Raw genomic sequence first — 20,749 nt, forward strand, 5'->3', positions numbered from 1 at the left:
GCGGCACGGACCGCGATCGCGTCAGCCCGCCAGGGTCCGCCGCCGGAACCGTCGCGCCCATGCCCGCCACGGCAGCGAGCTGGCCAGCGCGAGACCGATGACGACGGTGCCGAACCAGGCGACGACCACCCCGGGGACCGGCACGAGCAGGCTCGTCCAGAGCAGCACCGCGAGGACCCCGAGGACGTACGCGGCCCCGGCCTTCAGGTACCGGAGGCGCTTGAGCGTCGCCGCCTGGTCCAGGCGCGACGTCGTCCGGGCGAGGAACACCGCGCCGACGGCGATGGCTGCGACCGCGAGTGCGGCCTTCTCGAGCGCACCGAGTCCGTCCACGCCGAGCACGCCCGACCCCGACAGGCTGTACACGCCGTCGAGGATCTCGAACAGCATGAAGACGACGAGCCCGCGTTCGAAGACCACCGTCGAGGCGTAGGCGTGGACCCGCCACGCGCCGCTCGTCCCGACCGCTCCGGTGTCCGTGCCGTCCACGCCCCGCAGCGCCCACCGGGCGATCCGCTTCGACACGAGGTACGCGCCGACGCCGGCCGCGCCGCAGACGGCGACCGGCAGCACCGTGTCAGGGGCCCACGCGTCGTGGCGTCCGACCAGGACGGTCGTGACGAGCACGCAGGTCGCAGCGGTGACCACGGACCAGACGCGCGGCCGCGCGACCCGGGCGAGCCGTGCCTCCAGACCGCCCAGCCAGGACCGCCGTGACAGGCGGTCGGTGTTGAACAGGTACTCGGCGAAGACCAACCAGATGAAGGCCGCGCCGAAGGAAGCCAGTGCGGGACGGACCTCGGCGAGGTGCTCCGAGAAGGACCCGGGGGCGAAGACGGCCTCGTCGACGGCGGACGCGGGGTCCGCCGCTCCGCCGACGGCGACGGCCGCGGGTGGCAGGAGCAGGCGCATCGCGAGCACTCCGGCGACGATGCCGAGCGACAGGAAGAGCCGTCGTGCGGGGGAGTGCAGCCGACCGGCGATGCCCGCCATCGGGACCGACGAGTCCGCGGCCATCGCGATCTCGAGCAGGGCGAGTGCGGCGAAGGCCAGGGCGGCTGCCGGGCCGAGGGTGACCCACGCGGCGGCGGCGGCCGCCACGGTGAGGACGAGGGGGACGGTCAGGAGCGATCTCGTGGCCATGTCCCCATGCAGCACCTGTCGGCTGGATCGCGCATCCGTCCCGTCTGGCAGACGCGTCGGAGGCACCGGTGCGTTCTCCGGAACGGGTGACGGCCCGTCCCCACTTGCGGGGACGGGCCGTCGGGTGCGGTGACCGGAGAGGTCGCCCGGGCGGTGCTGAGGGTCAGTCGTGGAACGTCTCGATGGACGCGCCGAGCGAGTTGAGGCGTTCCTGCAGCTGCTCGTAGCCGCGGGCGATGATGCCGACGTTGCGCAGGACGCTCTCGCCCTTCGCGGCGAGCATCGCCAGCAGGATGACGACCGCGGGCCGCAGGGCGGGCGGGCAGCTGACCTCGGCGCCGGAGAAGTGCGTCGGGCCGGTCACGTCGAGGCGGTGCGGGTCGCGCAGGGTGACGCTCGCGCCGAGGCGGGTGAGGTCGAGCAGGTGGATCGCCCGGCCCTCGTACACCCAGTCGTGCACGAGCGTCGTGCCCTCGGCCATCGCCGCGATGACGACGAAGAACGGCAGGTTGTCGATGTTGAGGCCCGGGAACGGCATCGCGTGGATCTTGTCGATCGGCGCGTGCAGCTCGGACGGGTGCACCGTGATGTCGACCAGGCGCGTGCGACCGTTGGCGGCGGCGTACTCCTCGCTGACGTCGAACCGCAGGCCCATCTCGGCGAGGGTCGCGAGCTCGATCTCGAGGAACTCGATCGGCGCTCGGGTCACCGTGAGGGTGGACGCGGTGACGATCCCCGCGGTCAGGAGGCTCATCGCCTCGACCGGGTCCTCGCTCGGCCAGTAGTCCACGACCTCGTCGATACGGCTCTTCCCGGTGATGCGGAGCGTCGTCGAACCGATGCCCTCGACCTGCACGCCGAGCAGTTCGAGGAAGAAGCAGAGGTCCTGCACCATGTAGTTGGGGCTGGCGTTGCGGATCGTGGTGACGCCGTCGCGGGCGGCCGCGGCGAGGATCGCGTTCTCCGTGACGGTGTCACCGCGCTCGGTCAGCACGACCGACTTCGTCGGCACCTCGGTGTTCGCCACGTCGACCTCGTACCAGCCGGAGGTCGCCTCGACGTCGACGCCGAACGGCCGCAGGGCGATGAGGTGCGGTTCGACCGTGCGGGTGCCGAGGTCGCAGCCGCCGGCGTAGGGCAGACGGAACGAGCCGTAGCGACCGCTGAGCGGGCCGAGGAACATGAGCACGCTCCGGGTGCGCCGGGCGGCGTCGGCGTCGATCGCGTCCAGTCGCAGGTCCGACGGGGCGACGATCTCGAGGACCTCGCCGTCCTCCGACCACGTGACGGTGGCCCCGAGGCTGCGGAGCACGTCGATGATGCGGTCGACCTCGACGATGCGGGCCACCTTGTGCAGCCGGGTGACCCCGCGGTTGAGCAGCGACGCGCAGAGCAGTGCGACGGCGGCGTTCTTGCTCGAGTTCACGGCGATGGAGCCGCTGAGCTTCCGACCGCCCTGCACCCGGAGGTGGGCGCGCTGCGGGGCGCCGCCGATCGAGACGATCTGCTGGTCGAGCGCGTCGCTGATGCGCGTGAGCATCTCGAGCGACAGGTTCTGTCCGCCCTGCTCGATGCGGTTGATCGCGCTCTGGCTCGTGCCGACGCGTTCGGCGAGCTGGGTCTGGGTCATGCTGCGGCCCTTGCGGGCGCCCCGGATGAGGGCGCCGACCTCGCGCAGCGGAGCGGCGGGCGCGGTGCCGGTCGGCTCGGCGGGCGTGACGACGGTGGTGGTGTCGGACATGGTCGCCACGGTAACACGCTCATGAGATAAAACAGGGGACATCGCCCGGCGATCATCCAGGATCGGATCGGGAATAACTCGTCCATGAGAGTTCAGGCCGGCAACCAGCCGCGGTCTTCGCCGCTCCACCGCCACATCGTCGAGGGGCCGAGCGCGGGTCGGGGGTCGCGCAGCCAGACCGTCGTGTCGGGGGTCCACCCGGCGATGACGCTCGCCGGGGTGCCGTCAGCCGAGTGCAGGGTGCCCTCTGCCGAGTCCAGGGTGCCGTCGGCCGAGTCCGCGGTGCCGTCGGCCGAGTCCGCGGTGCCGTCGGCCGAGTCCGCGTCGACCGGGATCGCGGTTCCGGAGGCGCGCAGCCACCCCCGCAGGGTCAGGTGCACCGCGTCGTACCGCTCGGCGATCGCGGCCCAGTCCGGCATCACCCAGGCGCCGTCGCGACCGGTCGCCCGGTACCAGTCGTGGCGACGGGTCGTGGCCGTGACGTCGATCGGTGCCGCACGGCAGAGCGCGGCCCAGTCCTCGGCGTCGTCGACCACCACGATGCGCGCGGACGGATCGACCGCAACGGGGGCGACCGCAGCGCGCTCCCACCCGGTGTGGTCCTCGACCGCCCACAACCCGAGTGGCCCGCGGCCGTCGCGTTCGGTGGTGGTGTCGAGGAGCCCGCTGGGAGGGGTCGTCCACCACGTCCCGCTGATCGGCGCGGTGACCGGGTCGCCCAGGCCGTGGGAGCGTTCGTCCAGCAGCTCGCGCCGCCACTCGGCGAGCACTGCTGCGGCAGGGCGAACGGCGCCGCCGTACCCGGACGTGTCCGGGATGACGGTCCACTGTCGCGAAGCCGAAGCCGAAGCCGGAGCCGGAGCCGGAGCCGGAGCAGGAGCCAGGGCCGGATCCTGGTCCGTGGCGAACAGTGCCTGCACGCCGGGGGCAGCCGCGACCGCCGTGGCGATCCGCTCGTGCAGCGACCGCGGGACGACGGTCTGGAGCAGGACGTCCTCGGCGTCCGGCTCCTGCCACCACATCGCCGACTCCGCCGCGCGTCCGAGGGCCGCGAGCACCTGGTCGAGCGTGGCCGACGCGGGGTCGGCAGCGTCGAACAGGGCCTCGACGGCGGTGACCACGTCGTCGTCCGACGGAGCCGGACGCGGCTCGGACGCTCCGGGTCCGAACAGCGAGACGCCGTCACCGCGGTGGGCGGAGGTCCAGTAGGACGCCCAGAAGAGCGTGTCGTCGTCCGGCTGGTCGCCGACGGTACCGAGCACGACCTCCCAGCAGAGGCGCCGCCCCCGCGGCCCGGCGAGCAGGTCCTCGACGATGGTCACCACGCCAGGCTAACGGGGGTGCCATCGTCGCCGATAACGACCGGTGCACACCCACGGACGGGTCTGCATCCCGCCCCACGGACGGCGGCGGGACGATCGAGAACCAGGACGGGCCATGATCGTCGTCACACGACTCAACGGCAGCGCTTTCGCTGTCAACCCCGACCTCGTGGAGCGCATCCAGGAGACGCCGGACACGACGCTCATCATGGTCGACGGCGCCAAGTACATCGTGCGCGAGTCCATGGCCGACGTCATCGGCCTCGTCGCCGCCTACCGCGCGCGGATCGTCGGCATGGCCTACGGCACGGACACCGCGGTGGACGCGACCGGACCGCAGCCGGTCCTCGCGCCCGTCGCGCCGCTCGTCACCAACGGACGACGCGACGCCGTCCGGAGCCAGGACGGGGGGCGCTGACCGTGGACATCGCAACGATCGTCGGCATCCTGCTCGCCTTCGGCGCCCTGTTCGGGATGGCGCAGATGGAGCACGTCGAGATGGCGGGACTCTTCCTGCCCGCGCCGATGCTCCTCGTCTTCGTCGCCACCATCGGCTGCGGCGTCGCGAGCACCACCATGAAGGACGCCCTCGCCGCGTTCAAGACCGTCCCGAAGGCGTTCACCGGCAAGGTCACCCCACCGCAGACGGTCATCGACGACGTGGTCGGGTTGGCCGAGACGGCCCGCGCCAACGGCCTGCTCGCGCTCGAGCAGGAGGCCGACAAGCACGACGACCCGTTCATGAAGAAGGCCCTGCAGAACATCGCGGACGGCACCGACGGCGACGAGCTCCGGATCCTGCTCGAGGACGAGATCGAGTCGAACGCCGCACCGATGCGGAGCGCCAGCGCGTTCTTCATGGGCCTGGGCGGCTTCGCCCCGACCGTCGGCATCATCGGCACCGTCGTGTCCCTGACCCACGTGCTGGCGAACCTCGGCAAGCCCGACGAGCTCGGCCCGCTCATCGCGAGCGCGTTCGTCGCGACGCTCTGGGGCCTGCTCACCGCGAACTTCCTCTGGCTGCCCTTCGGCGGCAAGCTCCGGAAGCTCGCGCAGCTCGAGGCCGACCGGCAGACCCTGCTGATGGAGGGTCTGCTCGCCGTCCAGGCCGGCAGCCAACCCCGACTGCTCGGTGAGCGCCTCACCGCGATGGTCCCGCCCGCTGCGCGCGGTGCCGGCGGCAAGGACGGGAAGACCGCGAAGGCCACCGCCGACGACCAGCAGCTGGCGGCCTGACCGTGAGCGCGAACCCTCGCGGGCGCGGGCGCGGCCGGAAGAAGGGCGGCCACGACGAGGCCGAGCACCCGGACGAGCGCTGGATGGCGTCGTACATGGACATGATCACGGTGCTCATGTGCATGTTCCTCGTGCTCTTCGCCATGTCGTCGGTCGACCAGGAGAAGTACATCGCGCTGAAGAACTCGCTCGCGACGGGGTTCGGCGAGGTGAAGTCCGGCAAGGTCGACACCGCCTCGGGCACGATCGTGTCGAAGTCCCAGGTGACGAAGGACGGCAAGGGGTACGCGACGGACAAGTCCGACGCCGACCACTCGACCGCCGCGTCCGGCGCCGACGACACGAACGTCGACCCGGCGTCGACCGCGGTGCCGCCGGTCGCGTCGAAGGCCGACCTGGCGGCGGCCCAGCGGGAGCTCGACGACCTCAAGGCGATCGAGGCGGCCATCCAGGGCAACCTCGAGCAGGCGGGGGAGTCGTCGAAGGTGCAGTTCGCCGTCGACGACCGCGGCCTGACGGTCCGGCTCGTCGGGAGCGAGACCTACTTCGCGACGAACAGCGCCGACCTGTCCGACCAGGCCCGCCGCATCATGGACGCGATCGCGCCGGTCCTGAAGACCAGCGGACACGACGTCAGCGTCGAGGGCCACGCCGACCAGCGGAACTCGACCGCCCCGTACGCGACGAACTGGGAGCTCAGCGCCGCACGCGCGACCGGGGTGCTCCGCGACCTGGTCGAACGGGGCGGGATGCCGGCGGACCACGTGCAGAGCGTCGGCTTCGGGTCGAGCCGCCCGCTCGCGAAGGGCGCGAGCGACGCGGACAACACCCTCAACCGCCGGGTCGACATCGTCGTGCTGTCGAACCAGGACCAGGACGTCAGCGAGCTGATGCCCGCCCTCGCCACGGCGCAGGACGGAGCGCGACAGGGGTAGACCCCGGCGGGCAGGGCCCGCACCCCAGCGCGGACCGGACCGCAGGACGAGCGCCGACGAGCGGCCACGGGTCGCCCCGACGCCGGGTCCGCCGCCGCCCCAGAACGGGGCACAGCGCTGACGCCTGCCCGTCGCCGGTCGACAGACGCACCCGTGACCGACACCCTGCCAGCGCCCGAGGTGTACGACTTCGCGCGCCCGTCGACGCTCGCCCGCGAGCACGCACGGGTGCTCGAGCTCGCCTTCGAGACGTTCGCGCGGCAGTGGGGCACGCAGCTCACCGCGAAGGTGCGTGCCGTCAGCCAGGTGACCTGCGAGCAGGTCTCGATGACGACGTACGACGAGTACGCCGCGTCCCTGCCCGCCCTCACCGGCATGGTGCTGCTGCCGATCGCCGACACCGCGCCGAAGGGCGTGCTGCAGGTCCCGCTCGACGCGGCCCTGACGTGGGTGTCGCACGCCCTCGGCGCATCGAAGCCGCTGCCGACACCGGAGCGCACCTTCACGCCGATCGAGCAGGCCCTGGTGCGGAAGATCGTCGAGGACGCCCTCGACGACCTCCGCTACTCGTTCGGCGGGCTCCTCGCGCACGAGGTCACCACCGGCGGCTTCCAGTTCAACAGCCAGTTCGCCCAGGCCGCGCAGAAGGGCGACCTGATGATCGTCGCCGCGTTCTCGATCCGGGTCGGCGACCGCGTCGCACCCGGCACGCTCGCCCTGCCGGCGGAGGCCGTGCTGCCGCAGCTCGGCGAGGACACCACGAGCGTCTCGGCCGCCGACGCCCGCGCCCTGCTCGACGCGCAGCTCGCGAACGTCCCGGTCGGCGTCAGCCTGCACTTCGCGCCCGCCGCCGTGCTGCCCACGCAGGTGCTCCGGCTGGCCGTCGGCGACGTCCTGCCGCTGCCGCACCCGCAGCACCGCCCCCTGACCATCGCGGTCGACGGCGAACCCGTCGGTACCGCCGCCGTCGGCGCCAACGGCTCGCGCCTGGCCGGCATCGTCGTCACCACCACCGATCCGGAGCAGCACGCATGAGCGCCACCACCACCCTCCACGCCACCGCGGCCGAGTCGCTCGCGGCGCAGCTCCCGACGGCGGCACCCCTGACCGCCGTGCCCCTGCCGGGAGGCGCGACCCCGGTCGTCCTCGAGGCCGCCGTCGACGGTGTGGTCGCGTCCTTCGTCGGCGGACTCTCCGCGGACCTCGCGCTGGTCCTCACCGACCTCGGCGCGGTCGTCGCCGCGGGCGGCGCCGACGCCGGCCTGGTCGACGTCACCGACGTGCTCCGCCCGTCGCTCGAGGCCGCTGCCTCCGTGCTCGGCGTCGGTGTGCTCGGGGACGCCCGTCGCGAGTCGGCGGCCTCGCTGTTCGCCGACCCGGAGACGGTCGTCTTCGAGCTCACCGCGGGCGGGGTCCCCGGCGGCTGGTTCGCGCTGCGCGTCCGTGAGAACGGCACGGTCTCGGCACCGCTCGCCGCCGGCGCCGTCCCCGCCGGGAACCTCGGTCGCATCAACAACGTCGAGATGACGCTGACCGTCGAGATCGGTCGGACCCGGATGTCGGTGCGCGACGTGCTCGGCATGGAACCCGGCGCCGTGGTCGAGCTCGACCGCAGCGCCGGTGCCCCCGCTGACGTGCTGCTCAACGGCCGGTTGATCGCCCACGGCGAGGTCGTCGTCGTCGACCAGGACTACGCCGTCCGCATCACCAGGATCCTCGACGTCGCCGAAGCGGTCTGATCCGTGGACACCCTCTGGATGGCACTCCGGGTCGCCGTGTCGCTCGGCGTCGTGCTCGCGCTGATGTGGGTGCTGCACCGCCGTGCGACGAAGGGCGGTCTCGGAGCCGCGGTGAAGGCCCGGGGACGCCGGTCCGCCGCGGTCGAGGTCGTCGGTCGCCAGGGCATCGGCGGCAAGGCGAGCGTCGTCGTCGTCGACGTCGAGGGGGAGCGTCTCGTGCTCGGCGTGTCCGAGCAGAGCGTCTCGCTGCTCCGGAGTGGTCCGACCCCCGCGCCGGAGCTCACCGTCGTCGCCGGGCCGGTCGCACTGCCGACGGCCCCGCGCGCCGTCGCGTCGGCACCCGAGCCCGCCGAGCCGACCTCCGCCGGGCCGACCACGGTGGCGGCCCCGTCCGCCGACGCGTTCCGTGCGGAACTCGAGCGACAGGACCACGCCGCCACGGGCCTCCCGGCCGACGCCGCGCCCGTGCTCCCGATGCGTCCACGCGGTCCCGCGCGTCGTCCGTCCCGGACCGTCGTGCCGACCGCGCAGCAGCTCCAGGGCTCCGTGCTCTCCGCGGACACGTGGCGGCAGGCCGCCGCCGCGCTCCGAAGCCGGCGGGCCGGGTGACGGCCGCGCTCCGGACCGGCCGCACCGCCACCCTCGTCGTCCTGGGACTGGCGACGGTCGCCGGTCTCGTCCTCCTGACCACGACCGGCGCGCACGCCGTCGGCGTCACCGAGCCGACCGCGCCGGCGGCCCCGACGGCACCCGCGAGCGGTGACTTCAGCGTCAGCGTGAACGGGCCCGACGGTGCGCCGTCCTCGGCGATCGTCACGCTCCTCGGCATCACGCTGCTCAGCGTCGCGCCGGCCCTGCTGCTCATGATGACGTCGTTCACGAAGATCTTCGTGGTGCTCGCCATGACCCGGAACGCCCTCGGGCTGCAGGGGATCCCGCCGAACCAGGTCATCGCCGGGCTCGCGCTCTTCCTGTCCCTGTTCGTGATGGCCCCGGTGCTCGGGCACATCAACGACGACGCCCTGCAGCCCTACCTCGCCGGCCACATCGACTTCGCGAAGGCGGTCGAGGTGGGCACGAAGCCACTGCGGACGTTCATGCTGCACCAGACGCGCGAGGAGGACGTCGCGCTCATCACGCGCGCCGCCGGTCAGGCGAACCCGACGGACCTCGACGCCGTGCCCATGACGACCGTGATCCCGGCGTTCGTCATCTCGGAGCTCCGGAGCGCCTTCATCATCGGCTTCGTCATCTTCATCCCGTTCCTGGTCATCGACCTCGTCGTCTCCGCCGCGCTCATGTCGATGGGCATGATGATGCTGCCGCCGGTGATGATCTCGCTGCCCTTCAAGATCCTGCTGTTCGTCCTCGTCGACGGCTGGGGGCTCATCATCACGTCCCTCATCGAGAGCTACCAGGTGGTGCGCTGATGAACCAGCAGGCGGTCATCGACCTGACCCTCCAGGCACTCCTGGTGGCCGGCAAGCTCGCGGCCCCCGTGCTCGTGACCTCGCTCGTGGTCGGCTTCGCGATCTCGCTCTTCCAGTCGGTGACGCAGATCCAGGAGGTCACGCTCTCGTTCGTGCCGAAGGCGGTCGCCGTCGCGATCGCGCTCGTCGTCTGCGGCAACTGGATGATCGCCGAGATGGTCGCGTTCACCCACGTCGCGTTCGACATGATCCCGAAGCTCCTCGGGACGTAGCCGTGGACCTCGCCATCGACGCCGACCGGCTCGAAGCCACCATGCTCGCCGGGGTCCGGCTCGTCGCCTTCCTCGTGATCGCGCCGCCGTTCGCCTACAAGGCGTTCCCCGGCACGGTGAAGGTGATCCTCGGGCTCGGTCTGGCGATCGGTGTCGCACCGCGGGTCGGCCTCGGGTACACCGCGCTCGACACCGGTGGGTTCCTGCTCGCCCTGCTCACCCAGCTGGTCGTCGGGCTGGGCCTCGGCTTCCTCGTGTACCTCGTGTTCGCCGCGGTGCAGTCCGCCGGCAGTCTCATCGACCTGTTCGGCGGCTTCACCCTCGCCCAGGCGTACGACCCGCAGTCCCAGGTCAACGGCGCGCAGTTCACCCGGCTGTTCCAGATGGCGTCGCTCGCGCTGCTCTTCGCCAGCGGCGGGTACCAGCTCATCGTCGCGGGGCTCGTGCGGTCGTTCGACGCGGTGCCGCTCGTCACCGCCGACGGTTCGCCGGGCACCTTCGCCGTCGGCGGCTTCGCCTCGGTGCTCGTCGCGGCGGCCGGGCAGATGTTCCTCGCCGCACTGCAGATCGCGGGGCCGCTCGTCGTCGTCCTGTTCCTGGCCGACGTCGGCCTCGGGCTGCTCACGCGCGTCGCCCCGGCGCTCAACGCGTTCCAGATGGGCTTCCCGATCAAGATCGGGCTGACCGTCGTGTTCGCCGGTGCGCTCTTCATGGCGCTGCCGGCCGTCGTGTCGTCCCTGACCGGCGACGCCGTCGCCGCGATCACCGGGCGGGGGTGAGGCGACGTGTCCGACGGAGGGAGCGGCGAACGCTCCGAGAAGGCCACCCAGAAGCGGATGCAGGAGGTGCACCGCAAGGGGCAGCTCGGCCGCTCGCAGGACCTCGGCGCCTGGGTCGGCATCGCGACGGCCGCGCTGGTCATGCCCGCCGCGATCGGCAACGCCGCGGGTGCGGGGGAGCAGCAGCTCCACGCCGTGCAGCGCGTCATCGCGGACCCGACCGTCCCCGCGGTCCGGCAGGCACTGTCCGAGGCGCTCGGCTCCGTGGCCGGCACCGTCGGCCCGATGCTCGCCGTCGTCGCGGTCGCCGTCGCGGCGGTCTCCGTCGCGCAGGGCGGCGTGCACTTCCGGCGGATGGCCCCGCAGCCGGACCACTTCGACCCGGTCGCCGGGTTCAAGCGGGTCTTCGGCGTCCAGGCGCTCTGGAACGGCGTGAAGGCACTGCTGAAGACCGCCGTCGTCGGGCTCGTCCTGTGGTTCGCCGTGCAGTCGCTCGTCCCCGTCCTCATGACGAGCGGTTCGCTGCCGCTGTCGTCCGTGCTCGACGCGGCGGAGGAGGGCACCGGGACCCTGCTCCGCGCCGCCGTCGCCGCGGGTCTGGTGCTCGCCGCGGTCGACGTGCTGGTCGTCGTGCGCCGCAACCGCAAGCGCACGATGATGACCAAGCAGGAGGTCAAGGACGAGTCGAAGCGCACCGACGGCGACCCGCTCGTGAAGGGCCAGCGCCGGTCCCGACAGCTCGCGATGAGCCGGAACCGGATGATCGCCGCGGTCGGGGACGCCGACGTCGTCATGACCAACCCCACGCACTACGCGGTCGCGCTCCGCTACGAGCCCGGGAAGTCCGCACCCCGTGTCGTCGCGAAGGGTGCCGGGCCGGTCGCCGACGTCATCCGGTCGACCGCCGAGGAGTCGCGCGTGCCGATCGTCCGCGACGTCCCGCTCACCCGGGCGCTGCACGCGGCGTGCGAGCTCGGGCAGGAGGTCCCGGTCGACCTCTACACGCCGGTCGCCCGGGTGCTCTCGTTCGTCATGGCGCTCAAGGCCCGCGGCGCCGCCGCCGGGACGCACGCCGCGCCGACGCCGACCACGGCCGACGAGGTCGCGACCGTCCTCGACCCCACCACGCTCACCGGCGACGCCCGACCACGGCGCCTCCGCACTCGTCCGTCCACCACCGAAGGGGCACCCGCATGAACCGCAAGGACCTGCCCAAGCTCGCCGTCCCGGTCTTCATCGTCGGCATCGTCCTGCTGCTGATCCTGCCGGTGCCGTCGTTCCTGCTCGACGTGCTCATCATCCTGAACATCCTGCTGGCGCTGGTGATCCTGCTCACGACGCTGTTCGTGAAGAAGCCGCTCGACTTCTCGGTGTTCCCGTCGCTGCTCCTCGTCGCGACGCTGTTCCGCCTCGGCCTCAACGTCGCCTCGACGCGACTGGTGCTCGGCGAGGGCTTCGCGGGCGACGTCATCCAGGCCTTCGGGCACGTCGCGGTGTCCGGCTCGATCATCATCGGCGCCGTCGTCTTCCTCATCCTCGTCGTCATCCAGTTCGTCGTCGTGACGAAGGGTGCCGAGCGCGTCGCCGAGGTCGGCGCCCGCTTCACCCTCGACGCGATGCCCGGCAAGCAGATGGCGATCGACGCCGACCTGAACGCCGGACTCATCACCGATGCCGAGGCGAAGGAACGCCGTGCGGCGGTCTCCGCCGAGGCCGACTTCTACGGGGCGATGGACGGCGCGTCGAAGTTCGTCAAGGGCGACGCGATCGCCGGCATCCTGATCCTCGTCATCAACATGCTCGGTGGCGTCGCGATCGGCATGCTGCAGAACGGGCTCTCCGTCACCGACGCGCTGTCGAAGTACGGCATCCTGACCATCGGCGACGGCCTGGTCTCGCAGATCCCCGCACTGCTCATGGCCGTGTCGACCGGCATGATCGTGACCCGGTCGGGTGCGGAGACCGAGATCGGCGCGTCGGCGACGACGCAGCTGACGCAGTCGCGGAACGCGCTGGTGATCGCCGGGGTCGCTGCGATCGCGATGGGGTTCATCCCCGGCATGCCCATCGTGCCGTTCCTGCTCATCGGCGCCGGGCTGCTGTTCGCCGGCTGGCGGCTCTCGCGGCAGGCGGCGCAGCAGGCGGCAGCGGCCGAGCAGCAGCAGGCACTCGAGGCCGCGGCCCCCTCGGCGGACAGCCCCGAGGACCTGCTCGAGCAGATGCGTGTCCACGCCCTCGAGATCCTGCTCGCACCGGACCTGGTCGACATGGTGTCCGGGTCGTCCGACGACCTGCTCGGTCGCGTGCGCGCGCTCCGTCGGAAGATCGCCGTCGACATGGGCATCGTCGTGCCGCCCGTCCGCACCCGGGACAGCATCGAGCTGCCCCCGTCGACCTACGCGATCCGCATCGCCGGGGTCGAGGCCGGTCGCGGGACCGCCCCGTCCCGCAGCGTGCTCGCACTCGGCGACCAGCTCGACGGGCTCCCGGGCACCACGACGGTCGAGCCGGTGTTCGGTCTGGCCGGCAAGTGGGTCCCCGCCGAGCTCCGGCACGCGGCCGAGATGACCGGCGCGACCGTCATCGACCGGGTCTCCGTGCTCGTCACGCACCTGCAGGCCGTGATCGGCGACAACGCGGCCCGGCTGCTCACCCGCGAGGACGTCAAGGTGCTCACCGAGGGTGTCAAGCAGGTGAACCCCGCGGCGGTCGAGGAGCTCGTGCCCGGCATGCTGTCCCTGGCCGAGGTGCAGCGCGTGCTCCAGGGCCTGCTCGCCGAGCGCGTGCCGATCAACGACCTCGGCCGCATCTGCGAGGCGCTGACGCTCCGCGCGAAGGTGTCGACCGACCCCGAGGGCCTGGTCGAGGCCGCCCGCGCAGCCCTCGGCCCAGCCCTGCCCGCCCGCCACGCCGAGGCCGGCACGCTCCGCGTCATCATGATCGACCCGCTGCTCGAGCAGTCGATGCTCGAGGGGCTCCGCCCGTCCGAGCAGGGCACCCAGATCGTGCTCGACGCCCACCGCATCGAGCAGGTCCTCGGGTCCCTGCGCGACGCCGTGCGCAGCGTCGAGGAGCAGGGCCTGTCCGCCGTGCTCGTCTGCGCCCCGCAGCTCCGACCGGCCGTGCACCGCATGGTGTCCGCGCAGGCGAACGGCCTGCCCGTGCTGTCCTACCAGGAGGCCACCGCCGCGGGCTCCACCATCGAGACCGTGGGAGTGGTCCGTGCCGCCGACCCGATCGCTGCGTAGCGGCCCGACGCTCGAGGCGGTCCGCGACGCCCTCCGCACCGAGTTCGGTGCGGGAGCCCGGATCGTCTCGGCCGAACGCGTGTCCACGCCCGGCATCGGTGGGCTCTTCCGCCGCACCCACGTCGAGGCCGTCGTCGAGGTGCCGGACCCGCTCGACCCGCCGACCGCCCGGGTGGCGATCGCCGACGGCCCGGCCACCCGCATCGGGATCGCCGCGCTCCTCGCCGACGCCGAGGCTGCCGAGGCCCGCATCGCCGCAGGCGACGGCACCGCGTCGACACGGGCGGACGCGTTCGCCTCGGTGCTCGACGGCTTCGCGGCCGACGGGATCGCCGCGGCCGCCCCGCGTCCCGGCCGCCCCGGGACGGACGTGGGTCGGGTCGACCCGGCCGCGCCGCGCCTCCAGGACGGCCCGTCGCCGGCCGTGCCGGGCACGGACGAGGACCACGGTCGCCCGGGAGGCCCGCTGCCGGTCGCGGGACCGGCTCCCGTCGTCCCGCCGGTCACCGCGGTGTCCGCCCCGGCGTCCGTCGGTCCGGTGCTGCCGGTGCCGGCCGTGCGGTCGGCCGACGGCGACCTCGTGCTGCTCGTCGGACGTGCCACCGACGTCGACGCGGCGGCGGGGGTGTTCGCCGGACGGTACGCACTGCGCCCGACCGACGCGGCCGACCGTCGGGCGGGGATCCTCGCGCGCGCCGAGGGCGTGCGGAACGGCCACGCGCTGCTGGGCGTCTCCGCGTGGGACGACGCGGCGACGATCGAGGGACTCGCCGCCGACCAGGTGTGGGTCGTGGTCGACGTCGGTCGGAAGACCGAGGATGCTCGGGCCGTCGTGGCCGCGGTCGCCGGGCGGGTACCCGTCGCGGGTGTGGTGGCCATCGGTGCGGGGGAGACCGCCACGCCGGAGTCCGTCCACCAGCTGGGCCTGCCGGTGGTGTCGCTAGGCTGACGGGGTGCTGGTACTCACGCGGAAGGTCGGCGAGCGGATCCTCGTCGGTGACGACGTCGTCATCACGGTCCTCGACAGCCGCGGCGACGGCGTCCGGATCGGCATCGACGCACCGCGCGGGGTCAAGATCCAGCGCGAGGAGGTCGTGCGCGCCGTGATCGAGGCGAACGCGGAGGCGGCTGCGGCGGCCGCTGCGTCCGGTGCCGAGGGCGCCGACGACGCCGAGGCGCGACTGCGCGCTGCGCTCGGCGACCGGGGACGGGCGTCGGACCAGGGCTGAGTGCCGCGGTGGCGTCCGGGCGGGCGGTGTCCGCCGGCTCGTGCGCACGCTCGTGCGGCTCTGTGGCTGTGCGGCGGTGCGTCTGTGCGGCCGTGTGGCTGTGCGTCTGTGCGGCCGTGTGGCTGTGCGGTCAGCCCGGCAGGCCGATCGCGGTCCAGGCGGCGAGTCCGGCCCAGCACGTACTCGTGAGCGTCCCGACGATGAACCGCTCTCGCGCCTCGGCGGAGTCGAGCTCCGAGAAGCGACCCAGGCCCTTCACCGCGACGACCGCCGCGACGATCTCGAGCCGGCCCACCAGCACCGCGCCGATCACCGCGAACCGTTCGAGGAACCCGATCGCCGCCCCGCCCCGGAGCACCTCCGGGCGTCGACGCTCGACGGCGGGTTCGTCGGCGCGCGAGACCAGGATGCCGCCGTGCCGACCCCGCTCGACGCCCTCGCGCATGGCGAAGCCGAGCACGGTCCCCGTGACGGCACTCCCGGCGAGGACGCCGACGGCGACGACCGCGGTGGTGCCGAGCACGCGGAGCGCGGTCGTCGGTGCGGCGGGTGCCAGGTCGAGGAGCTCGGCGGCGAGGACGACCGCGACGACCACGACCGCCGGCACCGCGCGGGCGAGCGGCGGGACGCGGTGCACGGCGCTGAGCGCGGCCACCGCGAGCAGCACGACCGCACCGACCAGCCAGACCGTCATGCCGGGGTGTCCGCTTCGGTGAGGAGCCGCGCGAGTGCCGCGTGCACGGCGTCGTCGGAGCGCAGGTCGGCCGCCAGCCAGCGCTTCGCCACCGCCTGCGGGGTCACGCCGAGCACCTCGGCGGCCTCGGTGCGCGAGTGGCCGGCGCGGAGGAGGTCCGCGAGCTCCCAGCCCTCCCGCGACCGGCGGCGACGGGCCCGGACGGTCTGGGCGACGAGGGGTTCGACGTCCGCGGTACCGAGCCGGCGACCCGGGGCGACCTCGAGGGCGAGGTGCTCGGGGACGTCCTTCGCGCGGTCGACCGCGGCGCGTGCCTGCACGAAGGCGTCGCCGCGCGCGGCCCGGGTCGAGCTCGGCACCGGTTCCTCGACGTCACCGATGCCGATGCCGATGCTCCAGCCGTCCGTCCGGGCGAGGGCGAACACCACGTCGAGCAGGGTCTCCGCGTCGTCGAGCAGGAACTGGAACTCGTCGCCGGCGGTCCGCTCCGGCGGGAGCACCACGTGCCCCTCGGACGCGGTCCGGACGACGTCGATGGCCTGCTCGACCCGGTCGTCGTCCGAACGACTGCCCACCTGGTCCACCGTCACCGCGTACATCGCACCTCCGCCGTCAACCCTACAAGGTTGATTCTTCCGATATCAACCCTGCAGGGTTGATCACGGACGCGGCTTCTTCTCCTGCTCCGGCAGCCGTCCCGCAGCGGCCTCGGCGGCGAACCACGCTGCCGCCTCCTCCTGCCGCGCGCGCTCCTCGCCCAGGGCGATCGGCGCGCGGACGAGCTCGGGGTCGTAGCCGAACGACTCGACGAGCTGCGGGACGACCGGGCGGAGCCGGGCCACGAGCCGGTCGACGTACGCCGACACCGCCCGGGCACGCTGCGCCGACAGGCGTCCGTGCACCAGGTGCCAGTCGAGGTGCTGCTCGACGAGCCCGAGGGCGAAGAGGTCGCGGAGCCAGACGAGCACGCGGCGGGTGTCACCGGGCGCCACGGCCTCGATGGCATCGGTGAACGCATCCCACTGCATGAGCTCGGCGTGCGCCTTCGCGGCCTCGATGAGCTCGTGCTGCGAGCGGTTGAGGAGCTTCGCGGCCCGTGCCCGGTCCTTGCCGGCCGAGGCGAGGCGCACCCCGATCTCGGACACCATCGTGTCGACACGACCGGCCAGCAGCGCGCGCTGGGTGCGCGGGTCCTGCAGGTCCGTGACGCTCGCCGCGAGCGATCCCCGGTCGACGACCGTCTGCCCGAGTCGACGGATGCCGGACGCGTCGGCCAGCTTCGACGCTGCCTGCGCAGCGACGAACCGGGCGGTCGAGGCGGCGTCGCGCGGCGCCTTCGCGCGGAAGTCGGTGAGCAGGCGCTTGCCCACGAGCTGCAGCAGGATCGTGTTGTCACCCTCGAAGGTGACGTAGACGTCGAGGTCCGCGCGGAGGCTCGTCAGCCGGTTCTCGGCGAGGAACCCGGCGCCGCCGCAGGCCTCGCGGCACTCCTGCAGCGTGTCGAGCGCCGACCAGGTGGACATCGCCTTGAAGGCCGCCGCCTGCGTCTCGAGGTCCTCGCGGCGCTGCGGGGTGTCCTCGCGCCCGCTGAAGACGTCGTCGAAGGTCTGCAGCAGCTTCTCGTGCGCGAACGACTGGGCGAAGACCGTCGCGAGCCGGGGGATCAGTCGGCGCTGGTGACGGCCGTAGTCGAGCAGCACGCCCTCGTCGCCGCCGCCCGTCGGGAACTGCCGGCGTTCGGCGGCGTAGGTCAGCGCGATCTGCAGGCCGACCTTCTGTGCGACCACGGCGGCGCCGTCGAGCGAGACCCGACCCTGCACGAGGGTGCCGAGCATGGTGAAGAACCGTCGACCCGGCGACGCGATTGGGGAGGTGTACGTGCCGTCCTCGGCCACGTCGCCGTACCGGTTGAGCAGGTTCGTGCGGGGCACCCGGACGTGGTCGAACCAGAGCCGCCCGTTGTCGATGCCGTTCAGGCCGCCCTTGACGCCGTCGTCCTCGCCACCAACGCCGGGCAGGAACGCACCGTCGCCGTCGCGCAGCGGTACGTAGAACGCGTGCACACCGTGGTCGACGCCCTGCGTCACGAGCTTCGCGAACACCACGGCCGCCCGCCCGTGCAGCGCCGCGTTCCCGATGTAGTCCTTCCAGGCGCCCCGGAACGGCGTGTGCACGACGAACTCCTGCGTGTCCGGGTCGTAGGTCGCCGTCGTCGCGATGCTCTGCACGTCCGAGCCGTGCCCGGTCTCGGTCATCGCGAAGCAGCCGGGCACGTCGAAGCGGATGATCCCCGGCAGGAACTCGCGGTGGTTGCGCTCGGTGCCGAGGTGGTGCACCGCGGACCCGAACAGGCCCCACTGCACGCCGGCCTTGATCTGCAGGGACGGGTCCGCCGTCGTGAGCTCCTCGAACGCCGCGAGGTTCCCGCCGTGGTTCTCCTGGCCGCCGAACTCGGTCGGGTACGGACGCTGGATCGCACCGGCGTCGACGAGTACCCGGAGCTGCTCGAGGACGCGGGCCCGGTGCTGTGCGATCGGCTGCCCCTCGATCTTGTGCAGCCCGGGGTCGCGGGACAGGCGCCGTGAGATGCGCCGGTCCTCGGCCCAGCGGCCGAGCAGGAGCTCCCCGAGCAACGTGGTGTCGATGCGGACGTCGGTGTCCGTCCCGCCCGTCGGCGTGCCGGCCGCCGGGTCGCCCGTGGCGTCGGCGTTCGGGGCCTCGGTCGTCGAGGTGGGGCGTGCGGGGGCGGTGTCGACCATGGGGGAGCCTTCCTGAACTGCTCTGTCCGTGTTGCACTCCACACGTTAGGCACCTCGGCCGAGTGTTGCTCGAACGCCGTGCGGGCGCACAACGGCAGACCGCGGGGCCGGACACGGGTGGTGGGAATCCTCCAAGGCCCGCCCGCGGAAGTTTGTACGCGCCCCGCTCCGATTCGGACGAGCGGGGTGCCCGGGGGCACAGTGGACGGATGTCTCGCACCACCCCACCCAGCGCTCCGGCGCAGCAACGCACCTTCTTCGGGCAGCCCTTCGAGCTGTCCACGCCCTTCGCGGTGGAGCTCTGGGAGCGGTTCTCGTTCTACGGCATGCAGGGCATCGTCCTGATCTACATGTACTACACCGTCACGCGCGGCGGCCTCGGCATCGACGAGGGCATCGCCAACGGGATCATGGGCGCGTACGGCGGCGCCGTCTACCTGTTCACGATCATCGGCGCCTGGGTGGCGGACCGGCTCATCGGCGCCGACCGCACCCTCTTCACCAGCGCGGTCGTCGTCATGCTCGGCCACATCGGGCTCGCGCTGATCCCGGGGGTCGCCGGCGTCGGGGTCGGCCTCGTGCTCATCGCCCTCGGCTCCGGCGGGCTCAAGGCCACCGCCACGACGATCGTCGGCGGGCTGTACGGCCGCGACGACCCTCGACGTGACGCCGGGTTCTCGCTCTACTACCTCGGGGTGAACCTCGGGGCGTTCTTCGGTCCGCTGCTGACCGGGCTGCTGCAGTCCTCGCTCGGGTTCCACTACGGCTTCGGACTCGCCGCGGTCGGCATGGCCGCCGGGCTCGTGCAGTACGGCATCCGCCGTCGGAAGCTCCCCGACTCGGTCCGGCACGTCACCAACCCGGTCGAGCGTCGCCGCCTGCCGCTCGTCGCCGTGCTCGTCGTCGTCGCGCTCGCGGTCGTCGTGGCCTCGGTGCTCACCGGACTGCTCACGGTGACGAACCTGCCGACGGTCGTCGTCGTGATCGTCATCGTGGCCACCATCGCGTACTTCGTGGTGATCCTGACCAGCGGGATCACCGCCGAGGAGCGTTCCCGGGTGTTCGCCTTCATCCCGCTCTTCATCGCGAGCGCCGTCTTCTGGTCGCTCTACCAGCAGCAGTTCACGGTCGTGACCCAGTACTCGGACCAGCGCCTGGACCGATCGCTCGGCGACTGGGTGATGCCCGTGTCGTGGGTCCAGTCGATCAACCCCGTGTTCATCATCGTGCTGTCCGGTGTCGCCGCCGCGATCTGGACGAAGCTCGGTGACCGCCAGCCCTCCACCCCGACGAAGTTCGCGCTCGGCACCGGGATCATGGGCATCGCGTTCCTGCTCTTCCTGCCGTTCTCGGGCACGGGCGAGAACGGCACACCGCTGATCGCGCTCGTGGGCATCCTGCTCGTCTTCACGATCGCCGAGCTCCTGCTCTCCCCGGTCGGGCAGTCCGTCGCGACGAAGCTCGCGCCGCCGAAGTTCCAGACCCAGATGGTCGCGCTCTTCTTCCTCTCGGTGTCCCTCGGCACGGCGGCCACCGGGGTGCTCTCGCAGTACTACTCGCCGACGAACGAGGTCCCGTACTTCACCGTCCTCGGCCTGGTCGCCGTGGCGGTCGGGGTCGTGCTGCTCGTCTGCGCGAAGCCCGTCCTGCGCCTCATGCGCGGCATCCGCTAGCCCCGAGCCGCATCCGGTAGCCTGGACACGGCCACGACGGCCACCGCCACACCGGCCCCGCAACCCAAGGAGTCACCAATGCTCGAACTCATCGCAGGCGTCATCATCGGCATCGGCGTGCTCGGTGGCGTGGGCATGTGCATGGCCGTCGCCGCCATGCTGAAGAGCGGCAACGAGGAGTACTAGACCCCGTCCGCGGTGTCCGGCATGACCGGCACCAACTGACGACCCAGGACGGTCGCGCGCTCGAACGGGCCGCGGCCGTCCTTCGTGTACGCGGGTTCGTCGAACGCGATGGTCCAGGTGCGCTGCGTCCCACCGAGCTGCACCCCTCCCGGAGCGACGATCACCCCGATCGGCTCGCCCTCCCACTCCTCGCCCCCGCGCTCGAGGTCGACCACCTGCACGAGGGCTCCGATGCCGATGCCGAGGCCGCCGGGGTCGCCCGGGCGCGCTCCGTCGTCGGGGCGGGGGCTGCGAGCGCGACGTCCGAACACCCGGCCACCGTACCGCGCCCCGCACGGCGATCGGCGGACGCCGGTCCCGCAC

21 protein-coding genes are annotated in these 20,749 nt (G+C 72.6%); 14 read left to right on the forward strand and 7 right to left on the reverse strand.

Translation table 11 applies throughout. The features are described from left to right. Positions 1-21 precede the first annotated feature (21 nt). From NI26_RS07635 to NI26_RS07645, 3 genes are all read right to left on the reverse strand, one after another. Complete coding sequence (locus NI26_RS07635) at positions 22-1,143, reverse strand: DUF475 domain-containing protein (protein WP_066654180.1); 1,122 nt, start codon at positions 1,141-1,143, stop codon at positions 22-24. A 163-nt stretch (positions 1,144-1,306) separates the two neighbouring features. Then, positions 1,307-2,884: a helix-turn-helix domain-containing protein gene (locus NI26_RS07640; RefSeq protein WP_235426588.1), complete on the reverse strand. Its 1,578-nt coding sequence runs from the start codon at positions 2,882-2,884 to the stop codon at positions 1,307-1,309. A gap of 92 nt (positions 2,885-2,976) precedes the next feature. Further along, positions 2,977-4,206: a hypothetical protein gene (locus NI26_RS07645; protein WP_144411298.1), complete on the reverse strand. Its 1,230-nt coding sequence runs from the start codon at positions 4,204-4,206 to the stop codon at positions 2,977-2,979. A 115-nt stretch (positions 4,207-4,321) separates the two neighbouring features. Here NI26_RS07645 and NI26_RS07650 point away from each other — a divergent pair, with 115 nt between their 5' ends. The 13 genes from NI26_RS07650 to csrA all read left to right on the forward strand — a co-directional run bounded on the left by NI26_RS07650 (position 4,322) and on the right by csrA (position 15,074). Continuing rightward, entirely contained in the window at positions 4,322-4,624 is a 303-nt protein-coding gene (locus NI26_RS07650; protein WP_066654183.1) for a flagellar FlbD family protein, read from the forward strand. Between the two features lie 2 nt (positions 4,625-4,626). Further along, on the forward strand, positions 4,627-5,442 hold the full coding sequence (locus NI26_RS07655; protein WP_066654185.1) for a motility protein A: 816 nt from the start codon (positions 4,627-4,629) through the stop codon (positions 5,440-5,442). 2 nt (positions 5,443-5,444) lie between these two features. Further along, the gene (locus NI26_RS07660) at positions 5,445-6,377 is read left to right on the forward strand and encodes an OmpA/MotB family protein (RefSeq protein ID WP_066654186.1); all 933 of its coding nucleotides are present in this window, start codon (positions 5,445-5,447) and stop codon (positions 6,375-6,377) included. 153 nt (positions 6,378-6,530) lie between these two features. Continuing rightward, entirely contained in the window at positions 6,531-7,412 is an 882-nt protein-coding gene (locus NI26_RS07665) for a flagellar motor switch protein FliM (protein WP_066654188.1), read from the forward strand. Further along, positions 7,409-8,116, forward strand: coding sequence for a flagellar motor switch protein FliN (gene fliN / locus NI26_RS07670; RefSeq protein ID WP_066654190.1), 708 nt, complete (start codon positions 7,409-7,411; stop codon positions 8,114-8,116). Before NI26_RS07665 ends, fliN begins: the two co-directional genes overlap by 4 nt. Before the next feature lie 3 nt (positions 8,117-8,119). After that, on the forward strand, positions 8,120-8,725 hold the full coding sequence (locus NI26_RS07675) for a FliO/MopB family protein (protein WP_066654191.1): 606 nt from the start codon (positions 8,120-8,122) through the stop codon (positions 8,723-8,725). Further along, the gene (gene fliP, locus NI26_RS07680; protein WP_066658197.1) at positions 8,722-9,546 is read left to right on the forward strand and encodes a flagellar type III secretion system pore protein FliP; all 825 of its coding nucleotides are present in this window, start codon (positions 8,722-8,724) and stop codon (positions 9,544-9,546) included. Before NI26_RS07675 ends, fliP begins: the two co-directional genes overlap by 4 nt. Next, positions 9,546-9,818, forward strand: coding sequence for a flagellar biosynthetic protein FliQ (locus tag NI26_RS07685; RefSeq protein WP_066654192.1), 273 nt, complete (start codon positions 9,546-9,548; stop codon positions 9,816-9,818). The genes fliP and NI26_RS07685 overlap by 1 nt, the downstream gene beginning before the upstream one ends. Positions 9,819-9,820: 2 nt before the next feature. Beyond that, positions 9,821-10,597 (forward strand): flagellar biosynthetic protein FliR, encoded by a 777-nt coding sequence (locus tag NI26_RS07690; protein ID WP_066654193.1) that lies wholly within the window; start codon positions 9,821-9,823, stop codon positions 10,595-10,597. A gap of 6 nt (positions 10,598-10,603) precedes the next feature. Then, positions 10,604-11,794 (forward strand): EscU/YscU/HrcU family type III secretion system export apparatus switch protein, encoded by a 1,191-nt coding sequence (locus NI26_RS07695; RefSeq protein WP_066654196.1) that lies wholly within the window; start codon positions 10,604-10,606, stop codon positions 11,792-11,794. Further along, complete coding sequence (locus tag NI26_RS07700; protein WP_066654198.1) at positions 11,791-13,845, forward strand: flagellar biosynthesis protein FlhA; 2,055 nt, start codon at positions 11,791-11,793, stop codon at positions 13,843-13,845. The genes NI26_RS07695 and NI26_RS07700 overlap by 4 nt, the downstream gene beginning before the upstream one ends. Then, the gene (locus tag NI26_RS07705; RefSeq protein WP_066654200.1) at positions 13,820-14,794 is read left to right on the forward strand and encodes a hypothetical protein; all 975 of its coding nucleotides are present in this window, start codon (positions 13,820-13,822) and stop codon (positions 14,792-14,794) included. Before NI26_RS07700 ends, NI26_RS07705 begins: the two co-directional genes overlap by 26 nt. 4 nt (positions 14,795-14,798) lie before the next feature. Further along, positions 14,799-15,074, forward strand: a complete 276-nt coding sequence (csrA, locus tag NI26_RS07710) for a carbon storage regulator CsrA (RefSeq protein WP_066654202.1) — start codon at positions 14,799-14,801, stop codon at positions 15,072-15,074. A 130-nt stretch (positions 15,075-15,204) separates the two neighbouring features. Here the strand turns inward: csrA and NI26_RS07715 are convergent, their stop codons facing one another. The 3 genes from NI26_RS07715 to NI26_RS07725 form a co-directional block, all read right to left on the reverse strand. Beyond that, positions 15,205-15,768, reverse strand: coding sequence for a hypothetical protein (locus tag NI26_RS07715; protein ID WP_066654204.1), 564 nt, complete (start codon positions 15,766-15,768; stop codon positions 15,205-15,207). Continuing rightward, positions 15,765-16,343: a DNA-binding protein gene (locus NI26_RS07720; protein ID WP_144411299.1), complete on the reverse strand. Its 579-nt coding sequence runs from the start codon at positions 16,341-16,343 to the stop codon at positions 15,765-15,767. Before NI26_RS07720 ends, NI26_RS07715 begins: the two co-directional genes overlap by 4 nt. Positions 16,344-16,427: 84 nt before the next feature. Further along, positions 16,428-18,527 (reverse strand): acyl-CoA dehydrogenase family protein, encoded by a 2,100-nt coding sequence (locus NI26_RS07725; RefSeq protein ID WP_066654207.1) that lies wholly within the window; start codon positions 18,525-18,527, stop codon positions 16,428-16,430. Positions 18,528-18,736: 209 nt separating this feature from the next. On the opposite strand from NI26_RS07725, the gene NI26_RS07730 reads away from it, so the two are divergent. After that, positions 18,737-20,200 (forward strand): peptide MFS transporter, encoded by a 1,464-nt coding sequence (locus NI26_RS07730; RefSeq protein WP_066654209.1) that lies wholly within the window; start codon positions 18,737-18,739, stop codon positions 20,198-20,200. 182 nt (positions 20,201-20,382) lie between these two features. Here the strand turns inward: NI26_RS07730 and NI26_RS07735 are convergent, their stop codons facing one another. Further along, on the reverse strand, positions 20,383-20,697 hold the full coding sequence (locus NI26_RS07735) for a hypothetical protein (RefSeq protein ID WP_066654210.1): 315 nt from the start codon (positions 20,695-20,697) through the stop codon (positions 20,383-20,385). Between the last annotated feature and the right edge of the window lie 52 nt (positions 20,698-20,749).

This window comes from Curtobacterium sp. MR_MD2014 (assembly GCF_000772085.1).
Classification (GTDB): Bacteria; Actinomycetota; Actinomycetes; order Actinomycetales; family Microbacteriaceae; genus Curtobacterium.

What these genes read in the sequence shown, in the direction of transcription:
- fliN (WP_066654190.1), top strand. Translation starts at nt 7,409, where the DNA reads ATGAGCGCCACCACCACCCTCCACGCCACCGCGGCCGAGTCGCTCGCG.
- NI26_RS07640 (WP_235426588.1), bottom strand. Translation starts at nt 2,884, where the DNA reads ATGTCCGACACCACCACCGTCGTCACGCCCGCCGAGCCGACCGGCACC.
- NI26_RS07725 (WP_066654207.1), bottom strand. Translation starts at nt 18,527, where the DNA reads ATGGTCGACACCGCCCCCGCACGCCCCACCTCGACGACCGAGGCCCCG.
- NI26_RS07730 (WP_066654209.1), top strand. Translation starts at nt 18,737, where the DNA reads ATGTCTCGCACCACCCCACCCAGCGCTCCGGCGCAGCAACGCACCTTC.
- NI26_RS07715 (WP_066654204.1), bottom strand. Translation starts at nt 15,768, where the DNA reads ATGACGGTCTGGCTGGTCGGTGCGGTCGTGCTGCTCGCGGTGGCCGCG.
- NI26_RS07650 (WP_066654183.1), top strand. Translation starts at nt 4,322, where the DNA reads ATGATCGTCGTCACACGACTCAACGGCAGCGCTTTCGCTGTCAACCCC.
- NI26_RS07635 (WP_066654180.1), bottom strand. Translation starts at nt 1,143, where the DNA reads ATGGCCACGAGATCGCTCCTGACCGTCCCCCTCGTCCTCACCGTGGCG.
- NI26_RS07700 (WP_066654198.1), top strand. Translation starts at nt 11,791, where the DNA reads ATGAACCGCAAGGACCTGCCCAAGCTCGCCGTCCCGGTCTTCATCGTC.
- NI26_RS07685 (WP_066654192.1), top strand. Translation starts at nt 9,546, where the DNA reads ATGAACCAGCAGGCGGTCATCGACCTGACCCTCCAGGCACTCCTGGTG.